The sequence below is a fragment of the Wolbachia endosymbiont (group A) of Conops quadrifasciatus genome, assembly GCF_964027015.1.
Taxonomy (GTDB): Bacteria; Pseudomonadota; Alphaproteobacteria; order Rickettsiales; family Anaplasmataceae; genus Wolbachia.
The window spans coordinates 478,552-493,911 of record NZ_OZ034722.1; the positions used below are offsets into that span (position 1 = coordinate 478,552).

A 15,360-nucleotide genomic window follows, 5' to 3' on the forward strand; every position below is an offset into this window, starting at 1 on the left:
ATTCTGTTAGGAATTAAGATAATATAAAGTTATTATGTTTAGATTGGAAAGCAGAAAGTTCCTGATCACTGGCGCATCAGGCGGAATAGGGCAAGCAATTGTAAAAATTATGCACAAAGCCGGAGTAACTTTATGTGTTTCTGGCACAAAAAAAGAAGTGCTTGAAGAAGTTGCTAAACAATATGAAAAAAATATGCACATACTCCCTTGTGACTTATCAAATGCTGAGGAAGTAAATCAACTAGTAAATAGAGCAAGTGAGTTGATGGAAGGCTTTGACGGGCTTATATGCAATGCGGGCATTACGCGAGACAGTTTATTATTGAGAATGACAGATGAAGCATGGCAAAAAGTAATTGATATTAACTTGAGCTCTACATTTAAGCTGAGTAGAGAAGCATGTAAGAGACTAATTAAGAATAATTGGGGAAGAATTATAAATATTTCCTCAATAATAGGGCTGACAGGAAACGCCGGGCAAGCAAATTATGCAGCGTCTAAAGCTGGAATAATAGCTATGAGCAAATCTATAGCAAAAGAAGTTGCAAGTCGTAATATAACAGTAAATTGTATTGCTCCTGGGTTTATAGATACTAAAATGACTGAAGTTTTAAATGAAGGACAAAAGGGAAAAATATTAGATAATATTCCAATGAAAAGAATGGGAACAGGGGAAGAAATAGCAGCAGGGGTCTTATTTTTAGCAAGTGATGAAGCAAAATATATAACAGGGCATGTGCTTAACATTAATGGTGGGTTATTTATGTAGCAACACTTATGTATGGACAAATTATAATTTTTACTTTAAAATAAAAATATGTGTAGGTTTGCGTTTGCGTTAATTTATTATTTAAAGGCAAGAAAATGAGCTCTATAATAAAAAGACTTTTTAGTGTTTTTTGTGTAGTATTACTTTTCTCTTTCTCAGGTTATGCAGCTACCACTGATCCTGATATGGATGACACAACTAAAGTAATATGCAATATTATTGGTTACGTTTGGGGAATAGGCGGTCCACTTATGACGGTAGTAATAATTGGTGCAGCTTTGCTTGCAATATTTGGCAGGATGCCGTGGCCAGCCCTCTTTGCTCTAGGCATGTTCTGTGGTGTATTTTTTGGCGCTAAAACTATCATAACGAAAATTATGCCCAACGTAAGTGATGAAGCAAAAGCTATGTTGGAAAAGTGTGGAAAATAACCCATAAAAGTGCAGAAATGCTTTTTTGTTATCCATTAAATCGCTTCATATCTTCAACTTGCAACAAATAAGGACTATCTTTTGGTAGAGTTTTAACAGCTAGCTCAGCATATTTTGTAAATTGCTTTAAATCACCTTCAATACAAGCCTTTTTTGTCAAGGCAAAATAATGCATTGCCGTATCAGCTTCACATTTATATGCAATGCTTAAATATTTCCAGACAAAAGCGTTATTTGGTTCTACATTCAAAATCTGCTCCAGGTAAAAAATCGCCTTTTTTGCATCACCGTGTAATAATAAAGTATGAGATAATGCAAGTTTCACTAAATAACTGTTTTTCTCAGATAAATACCTAAGCGATTCCTCATACATTTTTATTGCTTCACTTAAATTTCCGGCCTTGTATAGCATTTCTGCTTTTAATTCATATAGGTATGGGTCATTGCGTGACTCTTGAATCAATGAATTAACTTTAGCAATAGCCTCTTCTATCTTTCCTTGCCTATAGCAAACTATAGCATTTACATACTCAGAATTATTTTCATATTTATTAGATAACACATGAATAGGAGCAAAGAAAGAGTCTAGCTTTGCAACCACACGCTCAAACTTTAGTAACTTATCCGCAAAAATTGGTTTTACGTTGTTTTTGACCTTATAATTTTGTACAGCAAATATGCGTTTCTCACTAAGTGGGTGAGTGCGGAAATATTCCTCGGTGTTCTCATGCTCAATACTTTTAAAATAATCAAAAATCTCTTTCATACCTGAATTATCATAGCCAGATTCATCAAGGTACCTTAAAGCATAGCTATCTGCTACACTTTCTTGCTCTTGAGAATAGTTAAAAAATAGCCCTGAACTGAGTGCTACACCACTAAGCAAAATTGCACCAGCAACCTGAGGGTTAATGATAATACTAGAAACTAATCCTACCATATAACTAATCATTGCTATCGATTGAAAATAACCCATAGCACTACTCATTTGCAATATATGACCAGCAGATATGTGAGCAATCTCATGTGCTAATATACCAAGCAGGACATAAGGTTTAGCCGAGTATTGTAAAAGTCTTAAATGAATAAAGATACTGTTGTTATTAATTACAAAAGCATTAATCGAATTATCATTAATTATAAAAACTTTCATTCGGTCACTATCAATGTTTGCAGCGAAAAATAAAGGTTGCGCTAGCTCTTTCACTATTGCTTCCACTTCACTATCTCTAATAATGTTAATAGAGTAAGCATTATTATAATATGCAAAAAAGAACAATAAGGTCAAAAACTTAGCAATTCTAAACATGGAAACTCTGTGCTTGTATAATTTATAGAAATTCTATATTTTAACACTTAAATTATACAAATTTATAAACGCTAGTTTAATTTTTTAACGTAACTGATAAGTTTGTCGATGGTAGTTAACTTAATTTTATGTTGTTCAGCAAATTTAAGTAACTGAGGTAAGCGCATCATAGAGCCATCATCATTCACTAATTCACAAATAACTGCTGAATGATCAAACCCTACTAACTTCGCCATTTCAACACTCGCTTCAGTATGACCAGCACGTTGTGCCACCCCACCTTTATGTGCAATTACAGGAAAAACATGACCTGGAGTTATGATGTCATTCTGAGTGCCATCCTTGTTGATAGCAGCATGTATAGTTTTCGTTCTATCCTCTGCTGAAACACCGGTTGTAATGCCATAACGTGCATCAATTGATGTAGTAAATGCGGTATGATTTTCACCAATATTTTTCTTTTCCATGAAATTAAGGCCCAACCTCTTCATGTGAAATTTAGTCATTGCTAAGCACACAACCCCTGTACCGTACCTAACCATAAAAGCCATATGTTCTGGTTTTACTTTTTCAGCTAAGACAACCAAATCACCTTCATTCTCTCTACTTTCATCATCAACTAAAATGAATAATTTACCGGAACGAGCATCCTCTAATACATCTTCCACAGAAGAAATACCTGGTAGACTCATTGAAGCATAAGTGGCCTGTACCATAATAATTTACTTAAATTCAATCTTAACTATTTTATACAATTTCTCTCCATTTGGCACTGTCACTTCCACATACTCACCGACTTTTTTGCCGATTAAGGCACTCCCGAGTGGTGAACTAGTAGATATTAACTGCTTTGAAACATCAGCTTCATATTCGCCTACAACCTTATAAACATATTCCACTTCACCGTTATTATCACTTAACATGCTTAATGTCACAGTTGCACCAAACATTATTGAATCACCAGACAAATTTTTTACTTCTATTACTTCCGCATGTGAGAGCTTACTTTCTATCTCCATTATACGGCCTTCAATAAAACCTAACCTTTCCCGTGCTGCATGATACTCTGCATTTTCAGACAAATCACCTTGATCACGAGCATCAGAAATAGCCTGTATCACAGAAGGTTTTTCTTCCTTTAATTTTTCAAGTTCGGCTTGCATATTCTCAAAACCTTCCCTCGTCATAGGAAATTTATTAATAATGGATGAAGCCATAATCACCACCTAAACGCAATTAAATTGAGTAACGAAATTACTCACAATGTTAAAAATATCATCTTTTATATCATCACTCATGTCATTTGACAACTTTTTTAAAACCCCAGGGTGTACAGTATGAAAATAATTAATAAGATCATGTTCAAATTTATTAATGTAACTTATTTGTATTTTACTTAACTGATTATATAGGTTAGAAAAAATATACATCAGCACTACTTGCTCTTCTATTGACATAGGTAAATGTTGTTTTTGCTTTAATAACTCGACAAGATATTTACCCTTATTCAAGGATAATTGAACACTAGCATCAAGATCAGAACCAAATTTTGCAAAATCTTCTAATTCTCTATACTGAGCTAAGCTTAGCTTTATAGAACTAGCAACTTTCTTCACAGACTTTAGTTGTGCAGCAGAACCAACCCGTGAAACTGACAAACCTATATTTACTGCAGGTCGAAATCCTTTATAAAATAATTCAGACTCAAGAAAGATCTGCCCATCGGTAATTGAAATAACATTTGTTGGCACATATGCAGATACATCACCAGCTTGAGTTTCGACAATCGGCAAAGCAGTTAAAGACCCCTGCCCTTTTTTATCAGACATTTTAGCAGCTCTTTCAAGCAAGCGAGAATGTACATAGAATATATCTCCAGGGTAAGCTTCACGACCAGGAGGACGTCTGAGCAATAAAGACATCTGCCTATATGCCACAGCATGCTTAGATAAATCATCATATATAATCAAACAATGCATTCCATTGTCACGGAAAAATTCCCCAATAGTGCAACCAGCATAAGGTGCTAAAAATTGCATAGGCGCGCAGTCAGATGCACTAGCCACAACTACAGTTGTATACTCTAATGCTCCGCTTTCTTTCAGCTTATTTACCACTTTTGCTACTGTTGAAATTTTTTGTCCAATAGCAACATAAACACAGTAAATTTTTTGATTTTCGTTTACCTCATCGTTAATCTTCTTCTGATTGATAATAGTATCAAGCGCAATAGTAGTTTTACCAATTTGTCTATCGCCAATAATTAATTCACGCTGCCCTCTACCTATTGGAATTAGCAAATCTATAATTTTAATTCCTGTTTGCAGTGGCTCGTGCACAGACTTACGATCAATAATGCCTGGCGCTTTAGATTCTATATCCATTATGTTTTTGGCTCTAATTTCCCCACCGTCGTCTATAGGATGGCCCAACGCATTTACAACTCTCCCTAACAATTCATGCCCTATAGGCACCTGCACAACATCACCACTACATTTTACAACGTCCCCTTCTTTCACATCACGGTCATTGCCAAGCACAACTATTCCAGCCGTATCATGATCTAAATCAAGAACTATTCCTTCTACACCGCTTGCAAAAAATACCTTTTCACCGAATTTTGCTTTTTCTAGCCCATAAACCAATGCGATACCATCTGTTACTGAAATTACTTCACCTATATTTTCCCGCTTTATAGGATTATCAAACGTCTCAACTTTTTCCCTTATTACACTTGCTATCTCAGAAACATTCATACTGTTCTTCATACAAAATTCCTTACTTTTAATATTTCCATTTTACTTAAGTCAACTAACCTATCTAAGTAACTTTTTAGCGAAACATCGATCAAATTAAAACCATACCTAACTACGAAGCCACCTAGTATAGAAGGGTCAACCACATTGCTTACTTTTATTATTTTACCAAGAAAGCTCAAAGATTCAGTAATTATTTTTATATCAGATTCCTTTAAAGCTTCTGCTGACTTTATAGTAATTTCGAATTCATTTTCATTTTCTTTTGCAAGACTTAAGAATTTTTCTAATATAAGGATCAATAAACTAGAGAGTTTGTTTGCAAATATAACCATAATAAATTTTACTAAATTTTCACTCAAGTGCTCATTTATAGAAAGCATCACTTCTTTTTTGTGTGCAAAAGAAATCATAGGATGAGATAGGTACACAAAAACATCACGTTGATCCTTAAAAAAAGCCAATAAAAATTCTACTTCTTTCCTTATAATACCTAACCTGCTTCCTGAGACATGAAACAGCACTTTAGCGTAAGATGAAACTAAATTATTGTATTGGGTCTTTTTCATATTAAATCCAGTAAATCTAAATTAATTCAGCTACAAATCTTCCATTCTTCAATCCAAGCATTTTTTATATAAACAGGTCCTCTCTTTAAGGAAAGAAAACATAAATCATATCTGACTGAATAATCTAAAAAACTAAGGTTTGTACTTAAGAAATACTTAGAAGAATTTATAATAGACTGACATTGAAGATGAGATATCGGTATTTCTTTTCCAAGTAAACTTGTTTTAACTTCTATAAAAATCAGCTCCTTTTTTTTAGATACAATTAAGTCAATTTCACCGAACTTACAACGGTAACGGGGTTTTATAACATTATACCATTTCAGCTTTAAATATGCCAAAACTAACAATTCGCCAAAGTAACCTACAAAGTAACGTAACCTACTTACCATAAGAAGAACAATTATGATAACAATTAATTTTGTGTAACTACTTTGCCTCCTTCTCTATTTTTACTATAAACCTTACCTCTTGCTGCAATATCCCTATTAACCAGTTCTATCACTGCCATTGAAGCGCAATCACCCTTTCGAGTGCTAAATTTTATTATTCTAGAATACCCACCTTTACGATCTTGATAACGGCTGGCTAAGACGTTTAATAACTTATCAACTGCTAACTTACTATTATGAAGGCGTGAAAGCAAAAGTCTTCTACCATGTAAAGTATTCTTATTCTTGGCAATTGTAATAAACTTTTCGACATATGGACGAAGTTCCTTAGCTTTTGGTAAAGTAGTTACAATCTGCTCATGGTTAATTAATGAGATAGATAGATTCTTTAACGTCGATAATCTATGTTCAGTGCAACGAGATAGTTTACGTTTTTTTATTCCATGTTTCATATATCACCTAATCTTCATCAGTATGTTGTTTAGCCAACTCATCTATATCCTTAGGCGGCCAGTTTAGCACATTCATACCCAAAGACAAGCCAAAATTAGCCAAAACTGCCTTAATCTCATTCAAAGACTTCCTGCCAAAATTAGCAGTTCTTAACATTTCACCTTCTGTCTTTTGCACAAGATCACCTATATAAGTGATGTTTTCGTTTTTCAGACAGTTATGAGACCTGACAGATAATTCCATTTCATCTACCTTACGCAATAAGACAGGGTCATAACCCAAATCTTTAGCACCACTAGACGAAGAAACCTGCAATTTTTTATAACTTACATCAGAACTAATAAAGGGCTGAAGTTGTTCCTGTAATATTCTTGCAGCAGAGTCAACAGCTTGACTTGGAGAGATTGTACCATCAGTTTCAATTGACAATATCAGCTTATCCTTATCAGTCACTTGGCCAACACGACTATTCTCTACCCTGTACGAAACCCTGTTGACAGGGCTATACAAAGCATTAACTGGAATAAAACCAATTAAATCCTGTTCATTCATAAGCTTCAAAAGTTCATTTTCTTTATACTTAGTTACAGGAAGATAACCTTTTCCGCTAGCCACATATATGGTCATGTTAAGCTTTACATTTTGCCCCAGCGTACATATTAACAAATCTTTATTAACAATAGAGCATTGATCATCAGTTTCTATCATCCCAGCTAATACCTGGCAAGGCCCTTTAGCGTTTAAATTTAAGCATTTATTAAAAGCACCATTTAATTTACACCTCAACATGCCCATATTTAATACTATATCAGTTACGTCTTCTCTTACCCCTTGAATTGAAGTAAACTCATGAGTTACACCTTCAATTTTTATTCCATAAACAGCACTACCTTTAAGAGAAGATAACATTACACGTCTTAATGCATTACCTAATGTTAAAGCAAAACCACTTTCCAACGGTTCTAGGACTATATCACTTTTTTCACTTGAATCATCTGATATTACCTTAACTGAACTAGGTTTAATCAATTTATCTAAATTGCTACAGAGAGAAACATTATTATTATAATACATAAAACAACCCTTTCAAATATCCTATACTCTTCTTTTTTTTCTTAACCTGCACCCATTATGAGGAATTGCGGTTTTATCTGCAATTGAAGTCACAGTCAACCCACAGCTCTGAAGTGCTTTAACCGCAGCTTCGGTACCAAAGCCAGGACCACGAATTATTATAGAGACAACCTTCATACCAAATCTCTCCATTGCATTCTTCGCAGCAGCCTCCGCAGCCTTACCTGCAGCATAAGGTGTGGATTTTCTCGAACCTGAAAAACCACATGCACCCACAGAAGTTTGACATAGCGTATTACCATGAACATCAGTTACATTTACAAAAGTATTATTAAAAGTTGCACGAATATGAACAACACCAGTAATAAATTCCTTTGTACTCTTACCAACCGTTTTGACTTTTTTCATTAAAACTCACAATAATAATAAATTTTATTTTTTCCCAGCAATAGGCAACCGAGATCTACCTTTACGAGTCTTAGCATTAGTATGAGTCCTTTGCCCTCTCACAGGTAAACCTTTTCTATGTCTCACTCCTCTATAGCATCCCATTTCCACTAAAGATTTTATGTTCATAGCCACTTCTTTTCTGAGCTCACCTTCTATAACATAATTTTGTCTAATGAAACTGCTGATCTTTTCTATATCTTCATCTCGTAATTCTGAAACACGTTTGCGCTTATCAACTTCACAAGCGTGACAAATTACATTCGCAGTAGCAATACCTATACCATATATATAAGTTAATGCAAAAGGAACACATTTCCTCACTGGAATATTTATGCCTGCAATACGTGCCACTGGTACCTCGATACTTTATTAATAACAACTCTTAATTTATACCATAAAACAACTCAGAGTCAAACCAAATTACAAGAAATTTTACTTTCAATCTCTTGCGTTACCTCATCAACACTCAAATTAGCGTCAATTATTAATAATTTGCCTTTATAATACTTGCGTAAACCTTTCATTTGAAGGTGATATTCACTTATTCTCTTATTAATTGCAGACATATCAGCATCATCAATTCTTTTCTCTAACCTCGTACTTTTACATTTAGCACAAGTAGTACTCTTAAAAGAAGATACACTATATATGCTTTTACAGTCCAAACACGCGAGACGATTTTTTAATCTATCGATTGCAATATTATCGTCAAGCTGCAGTTCAATTACAATATCAACATCCCTATTATATTTTTCTTGCAAAACTTGAGTCAAAAAATGAGCCTGGTTTAAATTTCTCGGAAAACCATCTAATAAGCAATTATCATCCATTAATGCAAGATGTTCATGCAATAATCCACATATAATTTCATCTTGAATTAAATTACCAGATTCCACGGTACCCTTTATTTTTTTACCTAACTCTCTGCCATCAGATATAATATTCCTTAATAAATCCCCCACTGAAATTAATTTTAAATTATATTTTGCTATTAACAAGCTTGACTGAGTACCTTTACCAGAACCTGGAGGACCAAAAATCGTAATGATCATCTTACTTTCCTCGTTTTAGACTCATATTTCTTTATCCAGCTATCGTACCTATTCGAAAAAATATAAGATTGTATTTGCATAATAGTATCAGTAATAACGTTCACTATAATCAGTAAACTCGTCCCACCAAAAATAAATGGTATATCATAATAATATCTCATAACTTCAGGTACAGTACATATGACTACCAAATACGCAGAGCCAATGAATGTCAACTTAAAAACTATATCTTGAAGGTAATCAGAAGTATGTTTCCCAGGCCTTCTACCAGGTATAAAACCACAATTTTTTTTAAGAAAATCTGCGTTTTCCTCTGGATTAAATATAAAATTGGTATAGAAAAAATTAAAAAATACTATCAGCATCAAATAGGCTACAATATATACTACTTTATTTGCCATAAAGTAATTTAAAATAAAATCAGAAAAAGCGTGCCCCTTATAGAAATTTGCAATTGAAATAGGTGTCAATAAAATTGCATTAGCAAAAATGGTTGGTACTACACCAGATAAATTAATCTTCAATGGAATATAAGTAAAATCGTCATTATGTAATCTTTTAAATTGCTTTTTAGGATGTTGAACAATAACTTTTCTATAAGAAGACTCTATAAAAATGACTAAGACTAGCAGCAAAAAAAACAATACCAAAACAAAAAGGATAATAAATAACGATACGCTACCGTTTTTATTTAACGTTAACAGAGATGACAAAGCGCTGTGTAACTCTGATATTATGCCCGTGAAAATGATTAATGAGATACCATTGCCTATACCGCTAGCACTGATTCGTTCACCAAGCCATATTAAAAGCATAGTTCCACCTAAAAGGCTGAAAACACCTATTGTACGAAACATAACACCAGGTTCGATTACAACCAATACCCCTTCCCTATTCATCCCTTCCAATCCAACCAAAATTGGAATTGATTGAAATACACAAATTACTATGGTCAGGTAGCGTATATAAGAATTCATCTTTCTACGGCCTGACTCTCCATCATTCTTAACTTCCTTCATTCCTTTAATCGCAGAAGAAAGCAACTGAATAATGATAGAAGCCATTATATATGGCATAACGTTCAATGCTAGAATTGTCATTCTAGCCAATGCACCACCAGAAAATAAATTAAATACTCCAAAAACACTTGAGCCCTCTTTGGGAAATATATCATTAATTACATCAAGATTAATTCCAGGAATAGGCACATAAGTACCCAAGCGATAGCAAATTAAAGCTATTAGCGTAAAAAATATACGTTTTAATAAATCGCCTTTATATAACAACGTAGGATCCAAGCTATTAAATGCGGATTTATTGCCCATGATTTACGATAGTATTTCCACACTACCACCAACTGAAGCTACAGATTTTTTTGCAGCTTCTGACGCAAAATCAACATGAAACACAAATTTTTCGCTCAACTTACCTTTATTAAGAAGTTTAATTTTATCCTTAATAGACTTTATAAAACCTAATCTATACAGCCTCTCCTTATCTATAACAGAGTCTTTCACTATTTTTTTAGCTTCCATTAAGCGCTGTATATCGCCCACATTAATTATAGAGTATATGTTCCTACGTATAGGCTTAAAACCTCTTTTAGGCAAACAAGTATATATAGACTGTTGTCCACCCTGAAAACCATTTATGGAAACTCCACTTCTAGCCTTCTGCCCTTTATGCCCTCTACCGGATGTTTTACCTTTACCACAACCGATACCTCTACCCAGCAACTTAGGCTTCTTTTTCTTAGATAACTTAGTAAATATAGAGTTTAATTTTACAGCATTATTCATACTTTACCTGTTTCCAACTATCTCGCTAATCTTTTTGCCTCTTTTGCTTGCTACCTGACGAGGAGATAACATACTATCAAAAGCCTTAAATACCGCACATATAACGTTATGAGGATTATTTGATCTAGTGGATTTAGCTACCACATCCTTTATACCTAACACCTCAAAAACTGATCTAATCGCTCCACCAGCAATAATACCTGTTCCGGCTCTTGCGGTTCTTAAAACTATCTCACCAGAACAAAATTTAGCTTTAATATCATGATGCAAAGTTCTACCTTCACGCAAGTATACTCTAATCATCGATTTCTTTGCAGCATTTACAGCTTTGACTCTTGCTTCAGCAACTTCTGCGTGCTTACCTATTCCACATCCTACCCTACCCTTCCCATCGCCAACAACAACCAAAATTGAAAATGAAAATCTTCTGCCACCTTTGGTAACCGTTGTTACTCTTCGTACCGAAACTAAAAGCTCTGATAAATCATTATTATTTTGTAAATTCTTTATAGCCATATTCAAAACCTTCTAAAACTCAAATCCAGAACTTCTTAAAGCCTCAGCAAATTGAGAAACTAATCCTGTATATTTATACGCTCCACGATCAAATACTAGCTTTTGTTCTAATTTCAGACCAGATAAGCGCTCAATCATTAAAGAAGAAACCTGTTTTATAGTTTCAGCATTGACTTTTCCTTTACATACATCCTTAATTTTAGCATCCAAAGTAGAAGCTGAAGTGAGAGTTACTCCTTTTACATCATTAATTAACTGGACATAAAAATGCCTATTAGATTTAAATATGGATATACGCAAACGTTCAGCGCTCTTGTCAAGCTTCGCTCTATTACGCAACTTCCTTTTTTCATAGTTACTTAAAAAATTATATAACCTTCTCATCTTAATTACTTCTTTTTACTTACAACTTTACGCAACATAAATTTACCCTTTATTACAATACCCTTACCTTTATAAGGATCGTACTTCCTAATCCTGCATATATCAGATGCCACCATATAGACTTTTTGCTTATCCATACCACTAACTACTAAGTGAGTTGGCTTTATGCACTTAATCTCAACATCTTTAGGCACTTTATATTTAACATTATGGCTATAACCAAGATACAAAGTCAAATACTTACCATCACACTCTGCCTTATATCCAACACCGTTAATCTCAAGATTAACAGAAAAACCATCAACCATGCCGTTAATAATATTATTAATATTACTCCTATAAGTGCCCCACATAGGCTTTATTTCATCATAATCATCTTTATCTTGATCCACAGAAAGGAGTAGCTGATTATCAACAATCCGGCACACAACATCACTGATTAAGCTAAGCTCTTTTTCAGCCTTAGCACTCTTTATTAACATCCTACCATTATTATATTCAACTGAAACACCAGCAGGAATATTGATAGGAGCAGCACCTATACGAGACATGAATTTCTCCTATTATTTAAAACACACGACACAAAACTTCTCCACCAACCTTTAACTTATGTGCATTATAATCAGTCATCACTCCTTTGGGTGTCGATATAATAAAAATACCAAGACCATTATATGCTTTAGAAATGTCCTTATACTTAGAATAACAACGACAACCAGGCTTTGACACCCTAACTATGTCACTAATTACAGGTGACTTCTCATAATACTTCAATTTTACAATGAAAGAAGGTAAATTATCTACAACTTGCTTTTCATAATCAAGGATATACCCTTCATCTTTTAAAATCTTCAGTATAGAAGAATTCACTTTAGAAAACGACACTCTTGTTGTTCTATGCATTGCCAATTGAGCATTACGTATCCTTGTTAAAAAATCACCAATACTATCAGATAACGCCACAATATACTCCTTATATTATATTTACCAACTAGACTTTGTAACTCCTGGAACTTGCCCAAAAGAACATAAATCACGCAAAACAATTCTACATAAACCAAATTTTCTATATACTCCTCTTGGTCTCCCAGTTAAAGCACACCTATTTCTAATTTTGGTTTTAGAAGAATTTCTAGGCAATTTTTTAATTAATTTATTTTGAGCTGTAAACCTTTCTACAATAGACAAATTCTTATTATTTATTATAGATTTCAATTTCTCTCTTTTTTCTTTATATTGATCGCACAGCTTTATTCTGCGAAAATTTCTTTCTATCATAGATTTTTTTGCCATATATTTCTCCTCTCAATTAATCAAAAAAAGGAAATTTAAGAGCCAGTAATAATTCCTTTGCTTCCTTATCACTAACTGCACTTGTTATAATATTAATATCCATACCTCTAATTTTACTTATTTTATCATAGTCTATTTCTAAAAACGAGATATGTTCCTTTATACCAAAGGAAAAATTACCATTACCGTCAAATTGCTTCACACTAAATCCTCTAAAATCTTTTTCCCTTGGCAAAGCAATATATATCAATCTTTCTAAAAACTCATACATTTTATCTCTACGCAAAGTTATTTTGCAACCTACTATAGCACCTTTTCTGATCTTGAAGCCAGAAATAGATTTTTTTGCAAAAATTGATAAAGGCTTCTGCCCAGCAATCAAATATAGGCTATCAAGTGGTTCATTTATTGCTTTACTATCTGTAGCAGCATCTCCAACGCCCATATTGATACACACCTTGACAAGTTTAGGCACTTGCATTATATTGCCGTAATTAAACTTATCCTTTAAGGACTTTACTATGCTATCTTTATACAATTCTTTAAACATATCAACCTAATCTATCACTTCTCCAGAAACTTTTGCAAAACGCACTTTTCTACCGTCTATAACCTTAAACCCCACTCTAGTTAGAGTTTTATATTTAGGGTCCAATGTTGCAACGTTGGATATATCAATAGCTAACTCTTTATTTAATATACCACCACTACTACCAGCTTTTGGTTTAGTGTGTCTCTTATATACATTTACCCCAGAAACAATTACTTTCTTTTTAGCATCACATGCCACAACTTTAATCACTTTACCAATTTTTCCCTTATCTCTACCAGTTAAAACTATAACGTCGTCACCACTTTTTATTTTAGCACTCATTATAAAGCCTCAACAGCTAATGACATTATCTTCATAAAAGAACCAGATGATAACTTTTTTACCGGACCAAATACCCGAGTGCCAAGTGGTTCACCTTGATCGTTAATCAAAACTACAGCATTGCTAGAAAAATGAATTACAGAACCATCAGATTTTCTAATAGGGCTTTTCACCCTCACCACAACTGCTCTATATACTTTTCCCTTCTCAACCTTCCCTCTTGGAGTAATAGATTTAGTAGATACAATAACTGTGTCACCTATAGATGCAGACTTTCTACCACCCAATAAACCAATACAAAGCACTGCACGCGCACCAGAATTATCAGCTACTTCCAACAATGTATTTTTTTGAATCATATAAATATCCTATTTAATGTGAGCTATTAACAACAACCCATTTTTTAGTAGTAGAAATAGGCTTGTGTTCTTGTATTAAAACCTTGTCCCCTTCTTTACAACTATTATTCTCATCATGTGCTGTATACTTCTTGTATTTTTTTATAACCTTTTTATACAGCTCATCCTTATACACTTGTAATACCGAAACCTTTACAGTCTTATCACACTTAGCCTTAGTTACAGTACCACAAAAAACCTTTTTAGGCATTCTTTTCCTCTCTTCTTCTTTTATTTAATGTAGTTAGAATACGAGCTATGCTCTTTCTTATTAAGCTAAAACGCGAAATATTGTTGCACTGCCCCAACTTCTTTTGAAAAACCAAATTAACAAACTCTTTTCTCAAATTCACAAGAATTTCATGCAATTCTTGTGAAGACCTCGATTCAATGTCAGCTATATCCATTGCAACTCCATTTAATTATGATTAGATACAAATTTACACTTCATAGGAAGCTTAGCGGTTGCCTTTTCAAGCGCCAATCTTGCTAAATGCATGGGAACATCACTGCTAATTTCAAACAACATTCTACCGGGCTTAGCTTTAAACACCCAAAATTCAACACTACCTTTTCCCTTACCCATACGTACATCTGCCGGCTTTTTACTAACAGGGGTATCAGGAAAAATTCTTATCCACACTTTACCAGAGCGTTTTAATGTTCTAGATATTACACGCCTTGCAGTTTCAATATGCTTAGACTGAATCCTACCTGCTTCTACAGCTTTTAAGCCATAATCTCCAAAAGATAATGTGCTACCACCTTTTGTATTACCCTTAATTCGCCCCTTAAATACCTTCTTATATTTACTCTTTTTGGGAACAAACATCTCAATATA

Annotated in this window: 26 protein-coding genes; 2 read left to right on the top strand and 24 right to left on the bottom strand. The window is 33.8% G+C overall.

Going from position 1 to position 15,360, the window contains the following annotated elements:
- The first annotated feature begins 34 nt into the window (after nt 1-34).
- Together fabG and AAGD69_RS02435 are read left to right on the top strand one after the other, a co-directional pair.
- Nucleotides 35-769: a 3-oxoacyl-[acyl-carrier-protein] reductase gene (fabG, locus tag AAGD69_RS02430; RefSeq protein ID WP_341812476.1), complete on the top strand. Its 735-nt coding sequence runs from the start codon at nt 35-37 to the stop codon at nt 767-769.
- 95 nt (nt 770-864) lie between these two features.
- The gene (locus tag AAGD69_RS02435; protein ID WP_341812477.1) at nt 865-1,200 is read left to right on the top strand and encodes a TrbC/VirB2 family protein; all 336 of its coding nucleotides are present in this window, start codon (nt 865-867) and stop codon (nt 1,198-1,200) included.
- A gap of 28 nt (nt 1,201-1,228) precedes the next feature.
- Here AAGD69_RS02435 and AAGD69_RS02440 read toward each other — a convergent pair whose 3' ends face one another.
- The 24 genes from AAGD69_RS02440 to rplP form a co-directional block, all read right to left on the bottom strand.
- A complete protein-coding gene (locus AAGD69_RS02440; protein WP_341812478.1) occupies nt 1,229-2,509 on the bottom strand; it encodes a M48 family metalloprotease in 1,281 nt (426 codons plus the stop codon).
- A 71-nt stretch (nt 2,510-2,580) separates the two neighbouring features.
- On the bottom strand, nt 2,581-3,225 hold the full coding sequence (gene ribB, locus AAGD69_RS02445; RefSeq protein ID WP_341812479.1) for a 3,4-dihydroxy-2-butanone-4-phosphate synthase: 645 nt from the start codon (nt 3,223-3,225) through the stop codon (nt 2,581-2,583).
- A gap of 6 nt (nt 3,226-3,231) precedes the next feature.
- Nucleotides 3,232-3,726, bottom strand: a complete 495-nt coding sequence (gene greA, locus AAGD69_RS02450; RefSeq protein WP_341812480.1) for a transcription elongation factor GreA — start codon at nt 3,724-3,726, stop codon at nt 3,232-3,234.
- Nucleotides 3,727-3,735: 9 nt separating this feature from the next.
- Nucleotides 3,736-5,277 (bottom strand): F0F1 ATP synthase subunit alpha, encoded by a 1,542-nt coding sequence (gene atpA, locus AAGD69_RS02455; protein WP_341812481.1) that lies wholly within the window; start codon nt 5,275-5,277, stop codon nt 3,736-3,738.
- A complete protein-coding gene (gene atpH, locus AAGD69_RS02460) occupies nt 5,274-5,834 on the bottom strand; it encodes an ATP synthase F1 subunit delta (RefSeq protein WP_341812482.1) in 561 nt (186 codons plus the stop codon). Before atpH ends, atpA begins: the two co-directional genes overlap by 4 nt.
- Before the next feature lie 26 nt (nt 5,835-5,860).
- Entirely contained in the window at nt 5,861-6,226 is a 366-nt protein-coding gene (locus tag AAGD69_RS02465; RefSeq protein WP_341812483.1) for a YraN family protein, read from the bottom strand.
- A gap of 23 nt (nt 6,227-6,249) precedes the next feature.
- Nucleotides 6,250-6,678 carry a 50S ribosomal protein L17 gene (gene rplQ / locus AAGD69_RS02470; RefSeq protein ID WP_341812484.1) on the bottom strand — a complete coding sequence of 143 codons (429 nt, stop codon included), beginning with the start codon at nt 6,676-6,678 and terminating at the stop codon, nt 6,250-6,252.
- 7 nt (nt 6,679-6,685) lie between these two features.
- The gene (locus tag AAGD69_RS02475; RefSeq protein WP_341812485.1) at nt 6,686-7,753 is read right to left on the bottom strand and encodes a DNA-directed RNA polymerase subunit alpha; all 1,068 of its coding nucleotides are present in this window, start codon (nt 7,751-7,753) and stop codon (nt 6,686-6,688) included.
- A 21-nt stretch (nt 7,754-7,774) separates the two neighbouring features.
- Nucleotides 7,775-8,161, bottom strand: a complete 387-nt coding sequence (rpsK, locus tag AAGD69_RS02480) for a 30S ribosomal protein S11 (RefSeq protein ID WP_341812486.1) — start codon at nt 8,159-8,161, stop codon at nt 7,775-7,777.
- A gap of 24 nt (nt 8,162-8,185) precedes the next feature.
- The gene (gene rpsM / locus AAGD69_RS02485; RefSeq protein WP_007550179.1) at nt 8,186-8,554 is read right to left on the bottom strand and encodes a 30S ribosomal protein S13; all 369 of its coding nucleotides are present in this window, start codon (nt 8,552-8,554) and stop codon (nt 8,186-8,188) included.
- 59 nt (nt 8,555-8,613) lie between these two features.
- Nucleotides 8,614-9,255, bottom strand: a complete 642-nt coding sequence (locus AAGD69_RS02490; protein WP_341812487.1) for a nucleoside monophosphate kinase — start codon at nt 9,253-9,255, stop codon at nt 8,614-8,616.
- Entirely contained in the window at nt 9,252-10,580 is a 1,329-nt protein-coding gene (gene secY, locus AAGD69_RS02495; RefSeq protein WP_341812488.1) for a preprotein translocase subunit SecY, read from the bottom strand. The genes AAGD69_RS02490 and secY overlap by 4 nt, the downstream gene beginning before the upstream one ends.
- Nucleotides 10,581-10,583: 3 nt before the next feature.
- On the bottom strand, nt 10,584-11,054 hold the full coding sequence (gene rplO, locus AAGD69_RS02500) for a 50S ribosomal protein L15 (protein WP_341812489.1): 471 nt from the start codon (nt 11,052-11,054) through the stop codon (nt 10,584-10,586).
- A gap of 3 nt (nt 11,055-11,057) precedes the next feature.
- Entirely contained in the window at nt 11,058-11,570 is a 513-nt protein-coding gene (rpsE, locus tag AAGD69_RS02505; protein ID WP_253309082.1) for a 30S ribosomal protein S5, read from the bottom strand.
- 12 nt (nt 11,571-11,582) lie between these two features.
- Complete coding sequence (rplR, locus tag AAGD69_RS02510) at nt 11,583-11,954, bottom strand: 50S ribosomal protein L18 (protein WP_250294835.1); 372 nt, start codon at nt 11,952-11,954, stop codon at nt 11,583-11,585.
- A gap of 5 nt (nt 11,955-11,959) precedes the next feature.
- Entirely contained in the window at nt 11,960-12,505 is a 546-nt protein-coding gene (rplF, locus tag AAGD69_RS02515; protein ID WP_341812490.1) for a 50S ribosomal protein L6, read from the bottom strand.
- 16 nt (nt 12,506-12,521) lie between these two features.
- On the bottom strand, nt 12,522-12,917 hold the full coding sequence (rpsH, locus tag AAGD69_RS02520; protein ID WP_341812491.1) for a 30S ribosomal protein S8: 396 nt from the start codon (nt 12,915-12,917) through the stop codon (nt 12,522-12,524).
- A 21-nt stretch (nt 12,918-12,938) separates the two neighbouring features.
- Complete coding sequence (rpsN, locus tag AAGD69_RS02525; protein WP_341812492.1) at nt 12,939-13,247, bottom strand: 30S ribosomal protein S14; 309 nt, start codon at nt 13,245-13,247, stop codon at nt 12,939-12,941.
- A gap of 16 nt (nt 13,248-13,263) precedes the next feature.
- Nucleotides 13,264-13,797 (bottom strand): 50S ribosomal protein L5, encoded by a 534-nt coding sequence (gene rplE, locus AAGD69_RS02530; protein WP_341812493.1) that lies wholly within the window; start codon nt 13,795-13,797, stop codon nt 13,264-13,266.
- Between the two features lie 6 nt (nt 13,798-13,803).
- A complete protein-coding gene (gene rplX, locus AAGD69_RS02535; protein WP_410529864.1) occupies nt 13,804-14,121 on the bottom strand; it encodes a 50S ribosomal protein L24 in 318 nt (105 codons plus the stop codon).
- On the bottom strand, nt 14,121-14,480 hold the full coding sequence (gene rplN / locus AAGD69_RS02540) for a 50S ribosomal protein L14 (RefSeq protein WP_341812494.1): 360 nt from the start codon (nt 14,478-14,480) through the stop codon (nt 14,121-14,123). Before rplN ends, rplX begins: the two co-directional genes overlap by 1 nt.
- Before the next feature lie 13 nt (nt 14,481-14,493).
- Nucleotides 14,494-14,730, bottom strand: coding sequence for a 30S ribosomal protein S17 (gene rpsQ, locus AAGD69_RS02545; RefSeq protein ID WP_182320424.1), 237 nt, complete (start codon nt 14,728-14,730; stop codon nt 14,494-14,496).
- Entirely contained in the window at nt 14,723-14,926 is a 204-nt protein-coding gene (gene rpmC / locus AAGD69_RS02550; RefSeq protein WP_006279350.1) for a 50S ribosomal protein L29, read from the bottom strand. Before rpmC ends, rpsQ begins: the two co-directional genes overlap by 8 nt.
- An 11-nt stretch (nt 14,927-14,937) precedes the next feature.
- Nucleotides 14,938-15,351 (bottom strand): 50S ribosomal protein L16, encoded by a 414-nt coding sequence (rplP, locus tag AAGD69_RS02555; RefSeq protein ID WP_250294844.1) that lies wholly within the window; start codon nt 15,349-15,351, stop codon nt 14,938-14,940.
- Nucleotides 15,352-15,360: the final 9 nt, after the last annotated feature.